This is a genomic window from Methylocaldum szegediense, from assembly GCF_949769195.1.
Classification (GTDB): Bacteria; Pseudomonadota; Gammaproteobacteria; order Methylococcales; family Methylococcaceae; genus Methylocaldum; species Methylocaldum szegediense.
Map to the genome: position 1 here is coordinate 494,511 of NZ_OX458333.1, position 20,704 is coordinate 515,214.

The window sequence follows — 20,704 nt, forward strand, 5'->3', positions numbered from 1 at the left end:
GGCGAATCAGGGGTTGATATGCGGCGTAGAGGGAGTCTCGGTATCGATCGATTCCGAAGAGGGTCGTTGACGGCGTTCGACCCACTGTCGTATGACCACGTAGAACACCGGTGTCAGTAACAGCCCGAACAACGTGACCCCAAGCATACCGCTGAACACGGCGGTCCCGAGTATGCGCCGGTTTTCCGAGCCAGCGCCGGTGGATACGACCAGCGGGAAAACGCCGAGAATGAAAGCGAAGGAGGTCATCAAGATCGGCCGAAGGCGCAGGCGCGCCGCTTCGATGGCGGCTTGATAACGATCTTTGCCCCCCTCTTGGAGCTTGCGGGCGAACTCGACGATCAGAATCGCGTTCTTGCTGGCCAGTCCGACCAGGACGATGAAACCGATCTGGGTGAAGATATTGTTGTCCATGCCACGGAGCCAGACGCCGGCCATCGAGCTCAAGAGACAGGTGGGAACGATAAGAATGACGGCGAACGGCAACGACCAGCTCTCGTATTGCGCGGCCAGTGCAAGGAATACGAAAATCACGCTCAGGGGAAATATGATCTTGGCGGTATTGCCGGCCAGGATTTCCTGTAGGCTGAGTTCGGTCCATTCAAAGCCGATCGTCAGGGGAAGCTCTCGGTTCAATAGTTCTTCCATGATCGCGATGGCCTGGCCCGAACTGACACCGGGTTGGGTACTACCGTTGATTTCGGCCGATGGATACAGATTGTAATGGGTCACTTTGTCGGGACCGACGGTTTCGCGAACATCGACCAAGGTGCCGAGGGGAACCATGTCGCCGTTCAGGTTGCGAGTCTTAAGGTTGACGATATCCGAGGGTTTCAGTCTGAACATCGAGTCGGCTTGTGCCGTTACCTGGTAGGTTCTGCCGAACAGATTGAAATCGTTGACGTATAGGGAGCCGAGATAAATCTGAAGCGTCTGGAAGACGTTGCTCAGCGGTACGTCGTAAGACTTGGCCTGTGTTCGGTTTATGTCCACATAGATCTGTGGCGTGCTGGCCCGGAAGGTCGTGAATAGACCAACCAGTCCGGGCTGTTCGTTGCCTTTGGCGATGATATCGTTCGTCACGCGCTGCAATTCCTCGGGACCGACGTTGGCGCGGTCCTGGATCTGCAGCTTGAAGCCGCCCACCGAACTTAGGCCGCGGACCGGTGGTGGCGAAAACACGGCGATGTGGGCATCCTCGATCACGGAAAGCTTTTCACGCAGTTTCGCGATGATGGAGTCCGCCGAAAGCTCCGGATGTCCTGCGCGCTTTTCGAACGGCTCGAGGCGGGCGAATAGGGTGCCGGCGTTCGACTGGCGGCCTCCGGACAGAAGCGAAAATCCGGCATAGGCATTCACGTGCGCGACACCCTCGGTCTCGAGAATGATTTTGGTAGCGCGATCGATAACCGCGTCAGTACGCTCCAGCGAAGCGGCGTCCGGGAGCTGCGCGTAGAGAATGAGATAGCCCTGATCCTGTTGTGGGATGAATCCGGTCGGTACTTTGGCGAAAGCGAGAAAATTCAGGCTATTGAGCGCCACGTAAAGCACCAGGACGATGCCCGTGATGCGGATCAGCCGCGCGGTCAGCCGGGAATAGCCTTCGCCGAAGGCGCTGAAGAACCGATTGAAACCGCGGAAAAACCATCCAAAAAGGCGATCGATCAAGCGCGTGAACCAATCTCTATCCCCGTGCGCACGGTCCAGAAGGACGGCGCAGAGCGCCGGGCTGAGCGTGAGCGAATTGAACGTGGAAATGATCGTGGATACCGAGATGGTCAGGGCAAACTGCTTGTAAAACGCACCGGATACGCCGGTGATGAAGGCCGTCGGCACAAAAACCGCGACCAGGACCAGTGAAGTCGCGATGATCGGACCGACGACTTCTTCCATGGCCCGACGGGTCGCTTCCCGGGCCTTGAGGCCAAGCGCCATGTTTCGTTCCACGTTTTCGACCACGACGATGGCGTCGTCCACGACGATACCGATAGCAAGGACCAGCCCGAACAGTGAAAGCGTGTTCAGCGACAATCCCATGGCAGCCATTACCGCGAAGGTGCCGACCAGGGACACGGGTACTGCCAGCAATGGGATGATCGTGGCTCGCCAGTTCTGAAGGAACACCATGACCACGACCACGACCAGCACGATGGCCTCGAAGAGGGTCTGAACGACCGCGGCGATCGACTGCGTGACGAATACCACCGTGTCATAGACCAGGAGATAGTCAAGCCCTTCTGGAAAGCGCTGTTTGAGCCTTTCCATGGCTTCCACTACAGCCTTCTTGGTTTCGATTGCGTTGGAGCCCGGCAACTGGAAAATGGCGATGCCAACCGTCGGTATACCGTCGAGCTTGAGCGACGAGCTGTAGTCCTTGGCTCCAAGTTCGATTCTCGCGACGTCTTTGAGTCGTGTGACCTGTCCGTCCTTTCCGGTCTTGATGACGATGTCGCCGAATTGAGATTCGTCCGCCAAACGCCCCATGGTAGTCACGGTGAGCTGGAAATCGAGACCGCCGGGTGTGGGTGGCTGCCCTACTACGCCAGCGGCTACCTGGACGTTTTGTTCGCGGATGGCCTGGACCACGTCGCTCGCGGTCAGGTTGCGGGCCGCGACCTTTTCCGGGTCCAGCCAAACCCTCATGCTGTATTCCCGTTCGCCGAACAGGGTGATGTCGCCGACGCCGGGCAGCCGGGCGAGCACATCCCGGATCTGCAGCAGAGCGTAATTGCTGAGATAAACGGAATCGTAGCGGCCGTCGGGCGAAATCAAATTCACCACCAGGCTCAGATCGGGGCTGCGCTTACGTACGGTAATCCCCTGTCGGCGCACTTCTTCCGGCAGTTTCGGCTCGGCCAGAGCCAGCCGGTTCTGTACCAGTACTTGCGACTTATCGAGATCGGTTCCCGGCTTGAACGTGATGGTCAGGCGCATGACCCCTTCGTTGGTGGACTGGGACGACATGTACAACATATCTTCAACGCCGTTGATCTCCTGCTCGATGGGCGTCGCCACCGTTTCGGCCAACACCTGGGCATTCGCACCCGGGTAGGTTGCGCTGACTTGGATGGTGGGCGGCGCGATTTCAGGGTATTGCGCGATGGATAGGGAAAAGGCCGCGAGTCCGCCAACCAGAACGATGAGAATGGAAAGGACCGACGCGAAGATGGGACGGTCGATGAAAAAATGAGTGAATCTCGTCATATTCGGAGGCGTGCCTACGATGAACTGCCGTCGATTGCCGCGAGAGGGATTCGCTCCGCTTCGATTCGGGTGCCGGGACTTAGCTTGTGAACGCCTTCGATGACCACCCAGTCGTCGGGCTGCAATCCTTCCGAGATCACTCGCATCTGACCCGTTACGGTACCGGGCACGATCCGACGGTATTCGACCGAGCCGTCGTCTTTCGCAACCCAGACAAACTTCTGCCCCTGGTCGGTTCCGACGGCTCTGTCCGGAACCAGCAGACCTTGATAGGGCGCGCTTCCCGGCACGCGAAGCCTGGCGAAGAATCCGGGGCTCAAGAATTCGTTCGGATTACTGAAAACCGCTCTGGCGCGCAAAGTGCCCGTGCTGGGATCCATGCGCGGGTCGATGTAATCGATATAGCCTTCATGCGGAAAGTCGGATTCATCGATAAGGGCCAACTTCGCGGTAATGCGAGTTTCGCGGGCGCTGGTCCGCTTCCCGGCTTCCGCCAAGCGCCTGTACTTCAGGACCGCCCGTTCGTCCACGTCCACGTATACGTAAACCGGATCGACGGATACGATGATCGTCAGCAGAGTCCCGGCCCCGCCGCCGCTCACCAGGTTTCCCTGAGTGACGAACTCGCGTCCGATACGGCCGCTGATCGGTGCTCTTATTTCGGTGAATTCTAGATTCAGCCTGGCCATCTGCGCTGCCGCTTCTGCCGCCCGAACGGCGGCCGCAGCCTCGCGTTGGCCTTTGCTTCGGGCGTCGTATTCTTCTTCGGAGATGGCTTTGGCTCGCCTGAGATGTTCCGCCCGCTGTAAGTCGTTCTTAGCCAATTCGAGGCGTGCCCGAGCGCGCTCGAGTTCTCCTTCCGCACGCTTCAGTTCGGCTTGGTATGGGCGGGGATCGATGACAAACAATAGATCGCCCTTTTTTACCTTGTCGCCGGCCTTGAAGTTGACTTTGTCCAGGTAGCCGTCGATTCTCGCACGCACTTCCACGGTTTCCATCGCTTCGATTCGCCCCGTGTATTCGTCCCACTCCAAGACTTCCTTTTGCAGCGGCTGGGCGACTTTGACTTTAACTGGCGGCGCCTCGGCTTCGGCCGCGGGGGCATCCGATTGGCCGCCGCAGCCAATGAGCAGCGCGGCGAGCACAGCGAAGAGACCTAGCCATAGCGTGATGCGGCGAAACGTATTGTCGGGAAACATTAGAAATCGAGGACTAAAAATGGATGTGATAAACAGCAGCCTTCAACGCCCGAAAACGAAGCTCGCATAAGTTTTGCTAATCAAGCGGGAACGGCCGGGGTGGCGACACGGTACAAAAAGAAAAGGTAAGATATCTTTTCATTATTCTCGCTAAACTGGATGGCTATGTCCATCGATCTACAAAAATAGTAACGATAATGAATCGAATAGGCCGCCCGAGAAAGGGAGAAATTACGATCCGCCAGAATCAGCTTCTCGATCACGCTCTTCGGCTTTTCGTGGAAAGAGGATATGGCAACGTAAGCCTGGAAACGATTGCTCGCGAAGCTCGCGTGTCTCTTCGCACCATTTACCGGTACTTCGGCGGTAAAGCGGACCTATTCGGAGCTGTCATCCGCCACTATAGCGATCTATTGGTGGCCACGCTGCCCTTGGACCAGGCACTGGCAAGACCCCTGGAAGAAACCCTGGTCGGGTTTGGAAAACATTTCCTGTTTCGGATTACCCGCCCGGAAATCATTCGCCTGCGGGCGCAACTGATCGCCGAAGCTCACCAATTTCCGGAGCTGGCCGCTGAATTTTACGAGCAAGGGCCGCAGCGAACTCTGAGCAGGCTTGCGAAATTTTTTACGATGCATCAGCAAGCGGGACATGTGAAAGCCATAGATCCGGCTTTTTTGGCCGGCCAGTTCGTAAACGCCCTTCGCGGTGAGCGCTTTCAGCGACAACAGCTAGGTCTCGAAAGTGCTCCGACCGAGGAAGAAGTCGAGCGTTGGACCCGGCAGGCGGTCAAATTATTTTTGCAGGGCTGTTTGAATCATACGAATACGGCGTGAAAGGCCGAGTTCGGCTCGGCGACGAAGGGTGGAACATCTGTAAGAGCCTTTCTCGGTAGGTTGCTTGTTCCGAGCTGCGCCGCGGGGACTTGTGACAGGCTCTAAGCTGGCACCGTCCGGAAAAAATAAAGCTGCCTTCGCAAGCAGCTTATAGGAGAGGAGGAGGTAATGGGGAATCAGAAATAGGGTCCGATAGCGGCGCGTGTTCAGCTTGGCCTGTCCGTACTCCGCCAGCGCATAGGCCTTCAGCAGTACCATGGCATTTCGTTCGCCGTACCACAGCCCGGTCAGCGGGTCCTGCCACTCGGATCCAGCGTTTTCGCTGCTCGACGCCCTTCGTCGTTTCCAGCCGCATCCCCACAACAGGAAAACAGTTAGGCAGTGTTCCAATAATGTGCTCGCGGATGTTTTCATAGACAGCCCTCACAGAACGACGCCGAAGGTAACTTCCGACAGGTCTTGGTCGGTCCACTTTTAAGAAAACGTTACCGGTCGAAAATCATGCTTGCTAATTATTAAGCACGATTCATACCATTACCTCATACGGGGCTCGCTCCAGAATTCGGCACAATATTGAGGATGAAAACGCTCTCTCTTCCCGCAAGAGAGGCGTCTCAAACCGGGATCTGCACCAAGATGTGGCTTTTTTGGCATTTTGAGGCATTCTATTGGTTCGTTCCCACCGATTGCTGACGGCGCGTAAACTTCGCCGACGGCGAGAGTGAAGAGGCTGGGAAACTTTATTGAGCGAGACTCGATCAGTTGTTGTGAGATGAGGTAAGCCTGATCGCACAGGGGTGAACATCGTGAAAAATGCAATTTTATTCGGCGGATTTTTATTAGCGTTATCGTCGGTCTGTCTGGCTGGGGACGATGAACGGTATCCAGCCTACGATTTTGAGCCAAAAGTGATCATTTCGGCGCCCGGAGAGGCAGGGAGCGGGGGATCCGCGGCAGAAAGCCCGCAGCGGGATCCGAAGTATCCGGCCGCTTATTTCGAGCCGGAAGTGATCGTACGGGCCCCGGAAGAGAGCCCGCAGCCGGATCCGCGATACCCAGCTGCTTACTTCGAACCGAAAGTCATTTATCAGGAATAGAAAAAAAGCGAGCCTCCGGGCTCGTGGTTTAGAGCGCGCGAGCGGTCCCATTGTAACTAGGGACCGCTTGCGGCTTCATGGACGATTTTCGGCAGACTTGGCGTTGTCCGGTGCAATCGGGTTAATGGAATCGGCGTGAGCCATTCAGTTCCGGTAGGGGTAGGTACGGGGCTGCCGGTGAGGGGCGGAGTGGTGGCCGCGGTTGTGACCTGCCTCGCGCTTATTCTTTTGATCGAGGTAATAGCCGGTCGCTCCGCCGACCACGGCTCCAACCGTGCCGCCTACGAGTGCACCGCTTGCGCTGTCGTCGGCGGCGTACCCGAGTAACGCACCGCCGGCCGCTCCGATAGCCGCGCCGGTCAGCGTCTTGTTGTAAGAATTCGGGCCGCGGTTGTGATATCCGCTGGAAGCGCAGCCCGAAAGCGCGATCAGTATCCGTGTAGCTCCCTGAACCGTGGCTGAACGCAAGCTGTACCGAAGATGAACGGGCGGGGAACCTTGAAGTTCTCGTCGATTCTCGAAGCCGGTCCGAGCAGGCGGATCGAATCAACGAAGAAGAAAACGCTCTAATCGATCCAGCCTAAGCTTCGCGTGACCGCCTTGGTCCACCCGGCATAGAGCCGCTCCCGGTTCGCCGCCGCCATTTTGGGATGCCATTCCTTGTCCTTTTGCCACAGATCGCGGATCTCATCGATGTCCTTCCAAAAGCCGACGGCGAGACCGGCCGCGTAAGCGGCTCCGAGCGCGGTCGTTTCCGCCAAAGCGGGACGAATGATGGGGATCCCTAGGATATCGGACTGAAATTGCATGAGGAGTTCGTTGACGACCATGCCGCCATCGACCTTGAGTGCATCGAGCTGCAGGCCGGTTTCCCGGCACATTGCGTCTACGATGTCGCGGGTTTGATAGGCAGTAGCTTCCAGGGCGGCGCGGGCGAAGTGGCCTTTGTTGATATAACGGGTCAGTCCGACCACGACTCCGCGCGCGTCGGCGCGCCAGTACGGCGCAAACAGACCTGAGAAAGCGGGGACGATATACATGCCTCCGTTGTCCTCGACGGTATTGGCAAGCGATTCGACCTCGGTGGACGTGCGAATGAGTCCCAAATTATCCCTGAGCCACTGAACCAAGGCTCCGGCGATGGCTATCGAACCTTCGAGCGCGAAGACCGAAGGGCCATCGCCGAGTCGATACGCGACCGTCGTGATAAGCCCATGATGGGATTGCACAGGTTTGGGGCCAGTGTTCAGTAGCAAGAAGGCTCCCGTGCCATAGGTGTTCTTGGCATCCCCGGCGGAGAAGCAGGTTTGCCCGAATAGAGCAGCCTGCTGATCGCCCAGAATCCCCGCGACTGGGACCTCAGCGAAGATCCCTTTGGCGATCCCGTAAACCTCGGAGGACGAATGAATCGCGGGCAGGACGGACGCAGGTATGTTCATGGCGGCGAGGAGTCGGTCGTCCCAGGCGAGGGTTTCGAGATTCATCAGCAGCGTGCGCGAGGCGTTGGTCACATCGGTAATATGGATACCGCCATCCTTGCCGCCGGTCAGGTTCCAAACCAGCCAGGAATCGATCGTGCCGCACAGCAACTCGCCGCGATAGGCGCGCGCTCTGAGCCCGTCTACGTGATCCAACAGCCATTGGAGTTTGGGCCCGGAAAAATAAGTCGCGATAGGCAGCCCGGTGATCGTGCGGAATCGATCCGGACCGACTTCGATGGATAGCCGCTCGCAAATCTCCGCACTGCGCGTGTCTTGCCAAACGATGGCGGGATAAACCGGATTCCCGGTGTTCTTGTCCCAGAGCACGACTGTTTCACGTTGGTTGGTTACACCGAGCGCCGCGATTTCATCCGTGTTGATTTCCGCTTTTTGCATGGCCTCTGTCGCCACTGTCTGAGTATTGCGCCAGATTTCCAGCGGATCGTGCTCTATCCAGCCGGGTTTCGGATAAAACTGGCGGTGCTCGGCTTGTGCCAAAGAAACTGCCTGGCCGGTCTGATCGAAAATCATGCATCGGGTGCTGCTGGTACCTTGATCGATGACGGCGATATAGCGGGGCATAGGGTGATCTCGAAATGTGCTGGAATCTGGCGTTCGCCGACGATGACCTACCTACCACGGTTTCTTGATAAGAGCAAGGAAAGTTGTTGGCCGTGTCAGGCAAACACTTTCGCCATCCTCTCAGTTATCAGGCTTTGTCCGTCCGAGCGGGTGTTGAGTCGCATTAGCCGGTTTGCCTAATCAACTGAGAAAAATTATCATTTAGCTTTCCGAAAAACCGTGAATGTTGCACGGTTACCTAAAGTCGAATTTGAGAGGACCGAATACCATGCACAAGAGGCTTTACTCCGGCCGGCTTATTGTATTGAGCATGCTCTTGATGATCGGCGGTTCCGTTTTGGCCGCGGAGACTTATACGCTGGTCATTAGAGAGCATCGTTTTGAACCGGCGGAGCTCGAGGTACCTGCAGGCCAGAAGATCAAGCTGGTCGTAAAAAACGAGGACCCGACTCCAGAGGAATTCGAGAGCCATTCGTTGAAAAGAGAAAAAATCATCCCGGGCAAAAGCCAGATAACCCTTTCGATCGGGCCACTCGATCCTGGCACTTATGATTTCTTTGGCGAGTTTCACGAAGAAACCGCCAAGGGACGGATCATTGCAAAATAGCACACCACTGAACTCAACATGTTAGCCACTGCAATCATCGTTTTTCGCGAGGTCATCGAGGCAGCGCTCGTGATTAGCGTCGTTATGGCAGCCAGCCGCGGCGTCGCCGGTCGCGAGTGGTGGGTCTGGGGAGGTGTCGGAGGCGGTATCTTCGCCGCCTGCGTCGTTGCGGCTTTCGCTGAAACGCTTGCGGAGGCGGCGTCGGGTATCGGACAGGAGCTTTTCAATGCATTCGTCTTGTTCACGGCGGTTGCGATGCTCGGTTGGCATAACATCTGGATGCAGCGTCACGGGCGTGCGCTTGCACAGGAGATGACTCGCGTAGGTAAAGCCGTGTTGTCGGGCGAGCGACCGCTCTATGCTCTGGCGATCGTAGTGGGGCTTGCGGTGTTGCGGGAAGGTTCGGAAGTCGTCCTCTTCTTGTATGGGATTGCCTCGGCTGGTGAAAACCAGACCGCTTCGATGGTGACAGGCGGAATGATCGGTATTTTGCTCGGTACCGGCGTGGGCTTGGCGATGTATTACGGTTTGCTGCGTATTCCCACGCGTCATCTATTCAAGGTTACCAGTTGGCTCATCTTGTTCCTGGCTGCCGGTTTGGCTTCGCAAGGAGCGGCCTATTTAGTGCAGGCCGATCTGCTTCCTCCCCTAGGCCGCGAGGTATGGAATACCTCGAATTGGCTGTCGGAAGACAGCTTGATCGGACAGGTTCTTCATACGCTGGTCGGTTACGTTTCCCGTCCGGATGGCGTACAAATCCTGTTCTATCTCGCGACGCTCGTCATCATTGCCATTTTGATGCGGGTTTTCGGCGACAGGTCAGCCCAATCAGTTGGGCACTGACGACGCTGACTGTCCTAGGCTCGTTGTCTATGGATGCCGCTGCCTTGTCTGCGGCCTCCAAAGGCGATTGAATATCCGTTATGGCACAGCAGCGGTCGCCTGATCAGGGATTCACGCCGTCTATCGAAAAAATAACGGTATCGGATCGTCGTATCCTCAGGCTGAAAGGCGGCTGGAATCTGCGAGGCCTGTCGACAGATAGCCGCAGCCTTCGCGAGCAGCTAAAAGCCTATGCCCGCGACGAAACTTGGGAGTGGGATATCCGCGATGTCGCCGCCCTGGACAGCGCTGGGGCTTTTTTGCTTTGGCGAGCCTGGGGTGAACGTCTTCCCGACAAGCTCCAAGTGCGGCCCGAACAGGCATCGACGTTCAGTCGCTTGCAGCAATGGTCGGCAAGACCCTTCGAGCCGATTGTTCGACAACCAAAGCCGGTCGGCGAGCGCATCCGCGGCCTTGTTTCCGCCGGGACGGACCATTTGACGTCGCTCGTTTCGATTCTTGGACAACTGATATTGGATGTGGGGCATCTGCTGCGTCATCCGAGCGATGTACCCTGGCGGGAGATTTCGGCCGCGATTCACGAAACCGGCGGGCGCGCCTTGGGCATTACCGCCCTGGTTGGTTTTCTCATAGGCATCGTGGTCAGCTATCTCTCATCCCTGCAATTGCAAGCCTTCGGCGCGCAAATCTATATCGTCAACATCCTCGGATTGAGCATCATTCGGGAACTCGGTCCGCTGCTTGCGGCCATCCTCGTGGCTGGGCGCTCGGGATCGGCCATGACCGCGCGTATCGGAGTGATGCGAGTCACTCAGGAATTGGATGCGCTCGAAGCGCTCGGTATTTCCCGTTCGCTACGCCTCGTTTTTCCAAAGGTCGTCGCATTGGCGATCGCGCTTCCTCTCCTGGTCGTCTGGACTGATGCGATCGCATTGCTCGGCGGGTCCATCGCCGCTCATTTCGAACTGGGGGTGGGCTACTATCAATTCGTTACGAAATTGCCCGATGCGGTGCCGGTAGCCAATTTCGCGATTGGATTCGGGAAGGGAGCGGTATTCGGGTTGTTTATCGCCGTCCTGGCTTGCCATTTTGGCCTGCGCATAGAGCCAAACACTGAAAGTCTGGGTAATGAAACAACGCGCTCGGTGGTCGCATCGATAACCTTGGTTATCTTGATCGACGCCGTTTTTGCGATCCTTTTCCGCAACATCGGTTTGTAATGGAGAACGATAAGAACGATCCCGTCATCCGAATGGAAGGGATATGGACCTGCTTCGGGAAAAACGTGGTTCACCAGGACATCAGCCTGTCTCTGGATAAGGGGGAAATTTTCGGTTTGGTCGGCGGTTCAGGAAGCGGAAAAACGGTCTTGCTGCGTGAGATGATTGGGCTTCAGGAGCCGTCCCGTGGCAAAGTCTATCTTTTCGGTGAGTGTCTACAAGAGATTCCGGTCAGTCGCCATCAACAGCTCCGCAACCGTTGTGGTGTGCTTTTTCAAGGTGGGGCTTTGTTCAGCGCTCTGAGCGTGTTCGAAAACATCGCATTCCCTTTGCGCGAATTCCGTGTATTCGATGAGGAACTCATCGATCATTTGGTGCGAATGAAGCTCACGATGGTTGGATTGAGCGAGAAAGCTGGGTTATTGATGCCGTCCGAATTGTCTGGCGGCATGATCAAACGTGTCGCGTTGGCGCGGGCGCTGGTAATGGAGCCGGAACTGCTCTTTCTCGACGAACCTACATCCGGACTCGACCCTGTACTGAGTGAGGAATTTGTCGATTTGTTGAGCGCTCTGCACCGGGAGTTGAGGTTTACGGTGGTGATGGTGACTCACGACTTGGACACGGTGAAAGACTTATGCACGAAGATCGGCGTGTTGGCGGATCGGCGCCTCGTCGTCTGCGGCCCGATTTCGGACGCATTGGCTTCCGAACACCCGTTTGCACGGCATTATTTTCACGGGAAGCGCGGTCACCGCGTTTTCGAGCGGATCGGTTGATATGGGTAGAGAGAGTTATGCATTCCTGACGGGATTGTTCGTAGTCATTTTAGGTGCAGCATCCATCATCGTAGCCTTGTGGCTGGGTAACTACGGTGAAGAGTACAACAGCTACTATGTCGTCACTCAGGGATCGGTTTCGGGACTCAATCCCGAATCCACCGTTCTTTATCGGGGCGTGAATGCCGGCAAAGTCTCTTCAATCAGCTTCGATCCCAAAGACCGGCGGAACATTCTCGTACGGGTCGAACTGAATAAGGATCTTCCGATCACCCAAGGAACCTACGCTAAGTTACGCGTCCAGGCATTGACCGGCTTGGCTCAGGTGGAATTGTTCGACACCGGTGAACAACCTGAGCCTTTGCCGACGGACCCCGACAATCCCGCACGTATTCCGCTACGACCTTCGCTGTTCGACAAGCTGACCGAATCTGGGCAAGACATCCTCACCCAGCTCGGTATTTTGGCGAACCGGCTCAACAGCTTACTGAACGAGGGCAATCGCGAGCGGATTCAACGGATTCTGGAGTCGGTTGCAATCGCCGCGGAACAATTGGCGACATTGGAAGAAAGCATGGACGAGATGCTTGCAGAGGTGCCGGCCCTGAGCGGCGAGGCGCAACGTATGATGGCCGGAATTTCTCGTCTTACCGATGAGCTAGGAACCGCCGTGAAGGAGATTCGGAGCCTTACGAAAACCACTCAAGACTTAGTTGCCGCCGGGAACTCGGCGAGCGAAGTCATTGTAGAGACCACTCTACCCAAGATAAATGCATTGCTCGACGAGACCCGTTCGGTGGCCACCAATATCCGAGATTTGTCCGATATGTTGAGAGATGACCCGCGGACTCTCTTGTTCGGTCCGCCCAAACAAGTACCCGGGCCGGGGGAACCGGGTTTTCGGGAGCCTAAATGACAAAAGTCTTTATAAAGGTAAATCTGTTTCTTTTGGTGCTGCTGATCTCTAGCTGCGCTGTCATACCGGAAAGGTCTGCCCCCGTGAGGCTGCACGACCTAGGGCCGCTGCCCAGCCACGCAGACCGTGCACCGGCGCCATGGGCTTCGGTGCGCGTCACGGCCCCAGAATGGTTGAAGGATGACCGAATTCGCTATCGCTTGGCCTATGCCGACCCCACCCGGGTAGGTGTATACACTTTGGATCGTTGGGTGGCGCCACCGCCGGAACTTGTGGCGCTGCGCTTCAACCTTTCGGGTGACGGTGGGCCGTTTCAGATTCGGATCGAACTTCAGGCGTTCGAACAGATTTTTGAACGACCCGACTTTGCCAAGGGAGTGATCCGTTTTCGAGCCTCGGTTTACGATCTCGGCAGTAGAAAACGATTGGCCGAACGGACATTCGAGCTCGACAAGGTTTCGCCCAGTCCAGATGCTGCCGGAGCCGTAGTTTCTTTAGCCAATTTGGCCGATGAGGCCATAGAGGAGGTTCGAGGTTGGATCAGCAGGACGGACCTCATGCGCGAGACATCTCCTCAGGGGACTCGTTGAGCGACTTTCAGCAGCGGGAACGCGAATGAAACGTTCGTTTCTGGAAACAATGCTGATACTGGTGGTTGCTCAAATCCTGAGTATAACGAATGGTTATTAGAAAAGTCTTCTTTTCTAAATAACCGATAGTTTTGATTTTAAAAGGAAAATTCTATGGAATATCGATTGTGTGAAACCTTTGCAAAAAAAAGTGGACACATAGATTTTTTTCTTTAGACTGTGCCCAGCTTTACGGACGAAGCGCCAAAACATAGAGTCGTCAAAGAGGAGGAAAGCCCCCTTGCGGGGCAATATAACTATATACGAGAGCACTAAACAAAGCGCGTCGCCGACGCGGTGCGCTACAACAATAACAATAATGATACTGCCCGCATTAAGCGGGCTTTTTTTTAGCCGCTGGCCAAAAAAAGCGACCGCTAGGGTCGCCAAGAGGAGGAGAACTTTTGGCCGGACTCAATCGACAGATCGACCTTAATCACGCCAAAGGATGCTGAGGTTGGTATAAAGTATATACCCTTATATCTGTCTTTTTCATAAGATTTTCTTATGAAAGAAATAGCCGGCCTTTATTACCTCCCGAAAAATAATGTGTAAATCAATGTACGCCGAGTAGGCGAAGTTACAGGGAAAGTTTTAACCCAACCCATCCAGCCCTGGGTGCACCGATGCCTACGAAGCGCGGATCGGTGTACTGGTCGCCCAGCACTTCGTCGGCCTCGCCATACAGTCCAAAGGTGTAATAGCGTTTGTCGAACAAGTTGTCGATCCGGGTGAACAGGGCTACATGCTCGTTGAACCGGTATTCGCCATGCAGGTTAAATACGGCGTATTCCCTCAGCGGTTGGTTGAGATTGGCCTCGTCGCCGCGGAAGTATTGACCGCTGTTGTAAATCATGTTCGCCCCGATCACCAAGCCCTTGAGCACTTCGACATCCGTGTAGATTTTCAGCATGTGCTTCGGAAGACCGGGAATGCGGTTGCCTTTTTCCACTTCGATCTGCCCGTCGTCGTCCGCATTAGGATTGTTCGGGCTGCTGGCCAAGAACGGTGTACGGAACGTGGCGTCCAGCAGGGTGTAATTGATTCCGAACCGCACCCGCTCGAACGCTCCGTTGAGTCCCAGTTCGATGCCCCGACGGCGGGTCTTTCCGACGTTGTCGAAATAGCCCTGGTTAGTGAGATTGCCGCTGCTGATGAAGATGATGTCGTCGTGGTTTTCAGTCTGGAACAGCCCGGCATGCCAGTTGAGCTTCCCACCCCAAAGCTGCGCGAACTCACCCCGAAAACCGGCCTCCCAGGTCTTGGACACCACTTGATCGAGCGGCGGGTCGGCAAGGAACGCATTCGGTAGCTTACAAGGCGCCTCAGGGTTCGCACAGGTCAGCTCGACCGGCGTCGGAGCGCGGTTCGATTCACTGTAGCTGCCGTAAACCGTGAATTCCGGCATGAAGGCATATACCAGGCCAGCCGACGGGTTGAAGCGTTCAAACTTGTGGAAGCCGTTCAGGTCATCCCCGTATTGGTCGTCGAGGCGAATGAACGAGAGGTTGTAGCGCCCTGCGGCCGTGATCGACAACTTATCGGTTACCGACAGGGTGTCGCTGAAATAAATTCCGTGGTGTCGGACATGGGCATGGACCCTCACCCGCGACTCGCCCACAAAGACTCCGCTGCCGATGGTGCCCCGGTCATCAGTCAGCGAAGCAAGCTCGGTGTCCGAGCTGAAATGAATGCGTGCTTCGTCGTAGCTGCCGCCGACCACGAGGCGATTATGCATGCCGAACATATCGTGTTCAAAAGCACCCTGTAGGCTGCCGCCGTAGCTGCGCTGGTTGGTTTGGCTGGTGTTGTTGGTCGCGCCTTCGACAGCGTCGCTGGCCAGCACGTTGTTGCCGTTGATGTCCTCGACGAGCTCCTCGTCGTCGTCTTCCTCCTCGCACAGGAAACCTTCGTGTTCGTCTTCCTCGCACTCCTCGAAGTCGGAATCGTCGCCGTTGAAGGTCTTGACCCGGTTTTGCCGGAAATAAGCGTTACCCGACAATTCGAAATTGTCGGTGAGCCAGGTGCTACCGTCCAAAGAGGCCAGGAACAAGCGCGTGATGCTGCGGTCGGGATGGGTGAAGATTGCTTCCGGGTCCTTCTTGGCCAATTGCAGCGGCAGCGCGCCGTTGCCGATCATCCGATTGTTGTTGGCGGCCAAGGTCAGATTGAGTTTCGAACGTTCGTCTTGCCAACTGAACGTGCCGAAGGCCTGCTTGACGTCAGTGGGCGAAAAATCGCGCCAGCCGTCCTCGTAGAAGCTCTTGAGGTCGACGAAATAACCGACGGTACCGTTGTTCCATCCACTAGTAACTTCCTGCCAGTGCCGGCCCCAGGATCCGCCCGCTACTTCGACAGTATGTCCAGGCGCGGAGAAACCCGTTTTGGTACGCATTGAAATGGCTCCGCCGAGGCTGTTCAAGCCATACACCGCGTTCGACCCGGAATGTAGCGTTGCTCTTTCGATGGCACCTTCTGGGATCAGGTCCCAGTTAACGGTATCGCCGAACGGTTCATTGAACCGGATACCGTTGACGTACACGGACAACCCTTGGGGCAATCCGAGCAGCGGCGATGCGGTAAATCCCCTGAACTGAACATCGGGCTGGAAGGGGTTGTTCTGGGCGTCATTGACGCTGACACTCCCGAAATGCCAACGCATGTAATCCGCCAGAGAGGTACTCTCGAATTGATCTAGTTGTTCCGACGTAACCGATTGCACGGGCGACGGAACCTTACTCGCCGGCACGCCCGAGACCATCAATGGCGTTTCGTCTACGATTTCAACCGTGCCGAGCTCGACAGCTCCCCCGGTCTCCTCCGCGGCAACAGCTGCCTCTGCACCGACCAGAACCAGCAGCGTGGTTCCGGTGTAACGTATTCTTCTTATAAGCATAGAAACCCCCACGATTTCAGCAGAACCGCAAATGGTAGGGGAAGTTGTCAGAATAGAATATGGGAAAAATTCCCAAGATTTAGGCTTTCAGCAGTCCGTACTGGTAAGCGAGCCGAGCCATTTCCGCGGTGGTGCTCACATTGAGTTTGTTTTTGATCAGGGTTGTGTAATTGCCGACAGTTTTATAGCTGAGACGGAGTTCGTCGGCGACCTCCCGCGTCGTGTAGCCTTTGGCCAGCAGGCAGAACACGTCGAATTCGCGCGCCGAAAGCGCGTTCAGATCTGTGGCCGCATCCTTTCCAGCAATGGTTTGCGCCAGGAGTTTCTGAGCGATTTCCGGTTCCACATAGGTTTCTCCGCCGGCCACTTTTTTCACCGCTTCGACCAAAGTTTCGGGAGCGCTGCTCTTGGTGATGTAGCCCTTGGCTCCGGCCTCCAGTGCTCTGAGCACATAGACCAGCTCGTCGTGAATGCTGAATACCAGTACCTTGGCGCCTGGATCGCGGCTAGAGATGCGGCGAATCGAAGCGAGTCCGCCTATTCCCGGAAGGCTTAGGTCCATGACGACGACATCGGGCTGCCACTCGGTATAGAACTGGCAGGCTTCTTCGCCGCGTTCGGCTTCGCAGACGACTTCGATATTCTCGCTTTGGGACAGCAAGAGTCGATAGCCCGCGCGAACCACGGCATGGTCATCGACTAACATAACAGTGATTTTCGGATTCATGGAAATACATCTCCGCACGGTACGCAGACTTCGAGAGACACGCCTTCGCCGGGCTTGGTTCGGAGTTGGAACTGCCCGCCGAGGCTCGCAACTCGCTCACGAATGCCGAGTAAGCCGAAACCGCGTCTAGGTTGATTCGAATCAAATCCACGTCCGTTATCGCCGATTCTGAGCTGAATCCAGCTTCGGGCATGCTGTTCAATCTCTTCATTCTCTTTAATCCGAAGCTCGATCTGAACGCTGTCGGCTTCAGCGTGCTTGACGATATTCGTAAGGCATTCCTGAACAATGCGGAACAGGTGAATCTTAGCCGTGCCAGCGCGCTCTTCGATATTGTCATCGCATTCAAAGTGCAGGTTAACGCCGGGATTGCGACTTCTCCAGCTTTCGATCAGATCTTCCAACGAAGCGATCAGCCCTAATTCATCGAGCATGAGAGGGCGCAGACGACGCATCATTCCGCGTACCACGCCAAAAAGGCGATCACAAATGGCCATGATGCGCTCGAGTGCATCGTTATCTTGAGGACGGCCGTCGCGTTTCCGTAAAGAGGCGGCCATGATCTTTATCGCGCTCAATGACTGGCCGAGTTCATCGTGAAGCTCCTGAGCCAGATAGCGTCGTTCTTCTTCCTGGATCGCCAGGGATTGTTGTGTAAGCGCACGATTGTCGTCGCGAGCTTTTTCCAGGGTCGAGGCCATGTGGTTGAAGGCTTGGGAAATCCGATTGAATTCCGGTAAAGAAAAGCCCGGCAATCGCCTTCCGTAATCGCCTCGCTCAATATCTTCGAGACCATCCAGAATGACGTCGACGCACCGCAAGGCTCGCCCTACGGTTATATGGACAAGGGCGTAGATGGTTGCTGCCAACACCGCGATCAGAATCAAGAAACCGATAGCCTCGCTCCAAGCTTCGGCGATTTCATCTTCCGGGTTGGCTTCGATGAGAATGCTCATGGCATCGTTGCCGGCGGTTTCGACGCGTTTTTCGGCAACGATGGACCCGGGTCTGACTGCCCAGGCAAACCAGCCGGGTACTTTGGCGGTGTGCTGATTCCGCCTCGCAGCCAGGTCGATGAGAGTGGGTTCGACCTGCGGTTGTCCAAACGTGCGTCCATCGGCTGGATTGGAAGTCTGGCGTACCTCAATTCGGAGATGCCGGGTCTTGTCTAGTCTGTTCAGTTGAGAGAACCAGTTTCCGAGGGAATCCGCAGAGCTCCGGTTCTCCGATAAGCCGATTTCGATCAATTGCAGCGCTAGATTGACCGTGGAGTCGATTTCCTCCGCCACCGATCGGCGGGCGTTGTGAATGGCGAACAGGGTGCCCAAGCCAAGTATCGCAAGCATGGTCAGCACGATCATCAGGTTCAGGCGAAAACGTAAGCTAAGACTCTCGTGCATGATTCTTGGCGGACGGGGGTGAACTGGGGTTTTTCTGAGAAACGAACGCGGGCTTTACCTGAGCCCGTTCGGGACGTGGAGTAAGGGGCCTGCAAAAAACGAGCGCATTTCGTGCAGGTTGTCAGCTTAGGAAGGGCGCATCATTTCGTCAAGGTTTTTCAAGAGTTGTCTCAAGAAAAGGAAATTTTCCCAAGTCCTTCGGTCTTGATGTCAGCGCCTAACCGTACCTCGGGCTTGGGAGATGCAATGCACGCGTTACAGAATTTTTCCTGTCACGATTCGGGCGTATTTCACTACAGTCTGTGTTTCCATTCTTCCAAAATTCGCCGCCGTGATCATTGACCCATGATCGCTCTGTCTTCGGGCAGGCCGAAAAAGAATTCAGCGAGGAAAACACATGCAAAAACGCAAATTAGCGGTAGCCGTCAGCGGCGCTCTGATGGCTGGAGGGCTCATGGCCGTTTCCGGCACCGGCTCCGCGAACGACGCACTTATCGAATTGTCGAAGGACGACCGGAACTGGGTCATGCAGACCAAGGACTACAGTGCCACTCACTATTCCAAGTTGACTCAAATCAATGTGGATAACGTGCACCATCTCAAGGTGGCCTGGACGTTCTCTACGGGTGTTCTGCATGGTCACGAGGGAGGTCCGTTGGTGGTGGACGGCATCATGTATGTCCATACCCCGTTCCCCAACAACGTGTTCGCGCTCGACCTCAATGACCCGGGCAAGATTATTTGGCAGTACAAGCCCAAGCAGAATCCGGCGGCCCGCGCCGTGGCGTGCTGCGACGTGGTGAACCGTGGTCTCGCCTATGTACCAGCTGGCGACCATGGTCCGGCCAAGATTTTCCTGAACCAGTTGGACGGTCACATCGTCGCTCTCAACGCCAAGACCGGCGAAGAAATTTGGAAGATGGAGAACTCCGACATCTCCGTCGGTTCGACCCTCACCGTCGCTCCCTTTGTGGTGAAGGATAAAGTGCTGGTGGGTAGCTCGGGCGCCGAGCTGGGCGTGCGTGGCTACGTTACGGCCTACAACATCAAGGACGGCAAAATGGAGTGGCGCGCCTATGCGACCGGTCCGGACGAAGATTTGTTGTTGGACAAATCGTTCAATATTCACAACCCGCATTACGGTCAATTCGGTCTAGGTCTCTCGACCTGGGAAGGCGATGCCTGGAAGATCGGCGGCGGTACCAACTGGGGTTGGTATGCCTATGATCCGAAGCTGGACTTGGTCTACTACGGTTCGGGTAACCCGGCGCCGTGGAACGAGACCATGCGGCCTGGGGACAATAAGTGGACCATGACGATCTGGGCACGCGACCCCGATACCGGCTTGGCCAAATTCGGCTACCAGAAAACGCCGCATGATGAATGGGATTACGCCGGTGTCAATTACATGGGTCTGTCCGAGCAGGAAGTGGACGGCAAGATTACGCCGCTCCTGACCCACCCCGATCGTAACGGTATCGTCTATACCCTGAATCGCGAAACAGGCGAGCTGGTCAACGCGTTCAAGATCGACGAGACCGTGAACTGGGTGAAAAAGGTCGATCTGAAGACCGGTTTGCCGATCCGCGATCCGGAATACGGCACCCGCATGGACCATGTCACCAAGGGTATTTGCCCGTCGGCCATGGGGTATCACAACCAGGGTATCGAGTCTTACGATCCCGACAAGAAGCTGTTCTTCATGGGCGTAAACCACATCTGTATGGATTGGGAACCGTTCATGCTGCCGTATCGTGCGGGTCAGTTCTTTGTCGGAGCGACTTTGAACATGTACCCCGGACCTAAGGGTACCTTGGGTCAGGTCAAGGCGATGAACTCGGTGACCGGCCAGATCGTGTGGGAAATCCCGGAGAAGTTCGCAGTTTGGGGTGGTACCTTGGCGACCGCCGGCAACCTGGTGTTCTACGGCACCCTCGACGGGTACATCAAGGCCCTGGATTCGCGTGACGGCAAGGAAGTCTGGAAATTCAAGTTGCCCTCGGGCGTTATCGGGCATCCGATCACCTATATGCACAACGGCAGACAGTACGTAGCGATCTACTCGGGCGTCGGCGGCTGGCCGGGTGTGGGGCTGGTGTTCGACTTGAAGGATCCGACGGCAGGACTCGGTGCGGTCGGAGCGTTCAAGGAGCTGGCCAATCACACGCAAATGGGTGGAGCGGTGTTCGTGTTCTCCCTGTAGTACGACATGGCGGAACGGCGGGTCGGGCTATGCCCGACCCGTCTCATGATGTACATCGATTCACATTTTCCGAGAGGACATTTAT

17 protein-coding genes are annotated in these 20,704 nt (G+C 56.0%); 9 read left to right on the plus strand and 8 right to left on the minus strand.

Features of this window, described 5'->3' with window-relative positions; all coding sequences use genetic code 11:
* Positions 1–6 precede the first annotated feature (6 nt).
* The gene (locus QEN43_RS02150) at positions 7–3,204 is read right to left on the minus strand and encodes an efflux RND transporter permease subunit (RefSeq protein ID WP_026610630.1); all 3,198 of its coding nucleotides are present in this window, start codon (positions 3,202–3,204) and stop codon (positions 7–9) included.
* A gap of 14 nt (positions 3,205–3,218) precedes the next feature.
* Positions 3,219–4,403, minus strand: coding sequence for an efflux RND transporter periplasmic adaptor subunit (locus QEN43_RS02155; RefSeq protein ID WP_317963659.1), 1,185 nt, complete (start codon positions 4,401–4,403; stop codon positions 3,219–3,221).
* 197 nt (positions 4,404–4,600) lie between these two features.
* On the opposite strand from QEN43_RS02155, the gene QEN43_RS02160 reads away from it, so the two are divergent.
* Positions 4,601–5,239 (plus strand): TetR/AcrR family transcriptional regulator, encoded by a 639-nt coding sequence (locus QEN43_RS02160; RefSeq protein ID WP_317963660.1) that lies wholly within the window; start codon positions 4,601–4,603, stop codon positions 5,237–5,239.
* On the opposite strand, the gene QEN43_RS02165 is transcribed toward QEN43_RS02160, so the two are convergent.
* Positions 5,198–5,653 carry a hypothetical protein gene (locus QEN43_RS02165; protein WP_317963661.1) on the minus strand — a complete coding sequence of 152 codons (456 nt, stop codon included), beginning with the start codon at positions 5,651–5,653 and terminating at the stop codon, positions 5,198–5,200. The two genes, QEN43_RS02160 and QEN43_RS02165, sit on opposite strands and share 42 nt — an antisense overlap.
* Positions 5,654–6,036: 383 nt before the next feature.
* On the opposite strand from QEN43_RS02165, the gene QEN43_RS02170 reads away from it, so the two are divergent.
* Positions 6,037–6,336: a hypothetical protein gene (locus QEN43_RS02170; protein ID WP_051331757.1), complete on the plus strand. Its 300-nt coding sequence runs from the start codon at positions 6,037–6,039 to the stop codon at positions 6,334–6,336.
* A 144-nt stretch (positions 6,337–6,480) separates the two neighbouring features.
* Here QEN43_RS02170 and QEN43_RS02175 read toward each other — a convergent pair whose 3' ends face one another.
* Both QEN43_RS02175 and glpK read right to left on the minus strand, forming a co-directional pair.
* Positions 6,481–6,804 carry a glycine zipper domain-containing protein gene (locus QEN43_RS02175; RefSeq protein ID WP_026610634.1) on the minus strand — a complete coding sequence of 108 codons (324 nt, stop codon included), beginning with the start codon at positions 6,802–6,804 and terminating at the stop codon, positions 6,481–6,483.
* A 98-nt stretch (positions 6,805–6,902) separates the two neighbouring features.
* Entirely contained in the window at positions 6,903–8,399 is a 1,497-nt protein-coding gene (glpK, locus tag QEN43_RS02180; protein WP_026610635.1) for a glycerol kinase GlpK, read from the minus strand.
* 319 nt (positions 8,400–8,718) lie between these two features.
* On the opposite strand from glpK, the gene QEN43_RS02185 reads away from it, so the two are divergent.
* From QEN43_RS02185 to QEN43_RS02210, 6 genes are all read left to right on the plus strand, one after another.
* On the plus strand, positions 8,719–9,006 hold the full coding sequence (locus QEN43_RS02185) for a cupredoxin domain-containing protein (protein WP_051332099.1): 288 nt from the start codon (positions 8,719–8,721) through the stop codon (positions 9,004–9,006).
* 18 nt (positions 9,007–9,024) lie between these two features.
* The gene (locus QEN43_RS02190) at positions 9,025–9,849 is read left to right on the plus strand and encodes an FTR1 family iron permease (RefSeq protein ID WP_026610637.1); all 825 of its coding nucleotides are present in this window, start codon (positions 9,025–9,027) and stop codon (positions 9,847–9,849) included.
* An 80-nt stretch (positions 9,850–9,929) separates the two neighbouring features.
* Positions 9,930–11,069, plus strand: coding sequence for an MlaE family ABC transporter permease (locus tag QEN43_RS02195; RefSeq protein ID WP_084162115.1), 1,140 nt, complete (start codon positions 9,930–9,932; stop codon positions 11,067–11,069).
* Positions 11,069–11,848 (plus strand): ABC transporter ATP-binding protein, encoded by a 780-nt coding sequence (locus QEN43_RS02200; protein WP_036268960.1) that lies wholly within the window; start codon positions 11,069–11,071, stop codon positions 11,846–11,848. The genes QEN43_RS02195 and QEN43_RS02200 overlap by 1 nt, the downstream gene beginning before the upstream one ends.
* A 1-nt stretch (position 11,849) precedes the next feature.
* Positions 11,850–12,764, plus strand: a complete 915-nt coding sequence (locus tag QEN43_RS02205) for an MlaD family protein (protein WP_026610640.1) — start codon at positions 11,850–11,852, stop codon at positions 12,762–12,764.
* Entirely contained in the window at positions 12,761–13,354 is a 594-nt protein-coding gene (locus QEN43_RS02210) for an ABC-type transport auxiliary lipoprotein family protein (protein WP_051331758.1), read from the plus strand. The genes QEN43_RS02205 and QEN43_RS02210 overlap by 4 nt, the downstream gene beginning before the upstream one ends.
* Positions 13,355–13,973: 619 nt before the next feature.
* On the opposite strand, the gene QEN43_RS02215 is transcribed toward QEN43_RS02210, so the two are convergent.
* The 3 genes from QEN43_RS02215 to QEN43_RS02225 all read right to left on the minus strand — a co-directional run bounded on the left by QEN43_RS02215 (position 13,974) and on the right by QEN43_RS02225 (position 18,416).
* Positions 13,974–16,289, minus strand: a complete 2,316-nt coding sequence (locus QEN43_RS02215) for a TonB-dependent receptor (protein ID WP_051331759.1) — start codon at positions 16,287–16,289, stop codon at positions 13,974–13,976.
* A gap of 79 nt (positions 16,290–16,368) precedes the next feature.
* Positions 16,369–17,016: a response regulator gene (locus QEN43_RS02220; protein WP_026610643.1), complete on the minus strand. Its 648-nt coding sequence runs from the start codon at positions 17,014–17,016 to the stop codon at positions 16,369–16,371.
* A complete protein-coding gene (locus QEN43_RS02225; protein ID WP_235726624.1) occupies positions 17,013–18,416 on the minus strand; it encodes an ATP-binding protein in 1,404 nt (467 codons plus the stop codon). The genes QEN43_RS02220 and QEN43_RS02225 overlap by 4 nt, the downstream gene beginning before the upstream one ends.
* 397 nt (positions 18,417–18,813) lie before the next feature.
* Here QEN43_RS02225 and QEN43_RS02230 point away from each other — a divergent pair, with 397 nt between their 5' ends.
* Positions 18,814–20,619, plus strand: coding sequence for a methanol/ethanol family PQQ-dependent dehydrogenase (locus QEN43_RS02230; protein ID WP_026610645.1), 1,806 nt, complete (start codon positions 18,814–18,816; stop codon positions 20,617–20,619).
* The last annotated feature ends 85 nt before the right edge of the window (positions 20,620–20,704 follow it).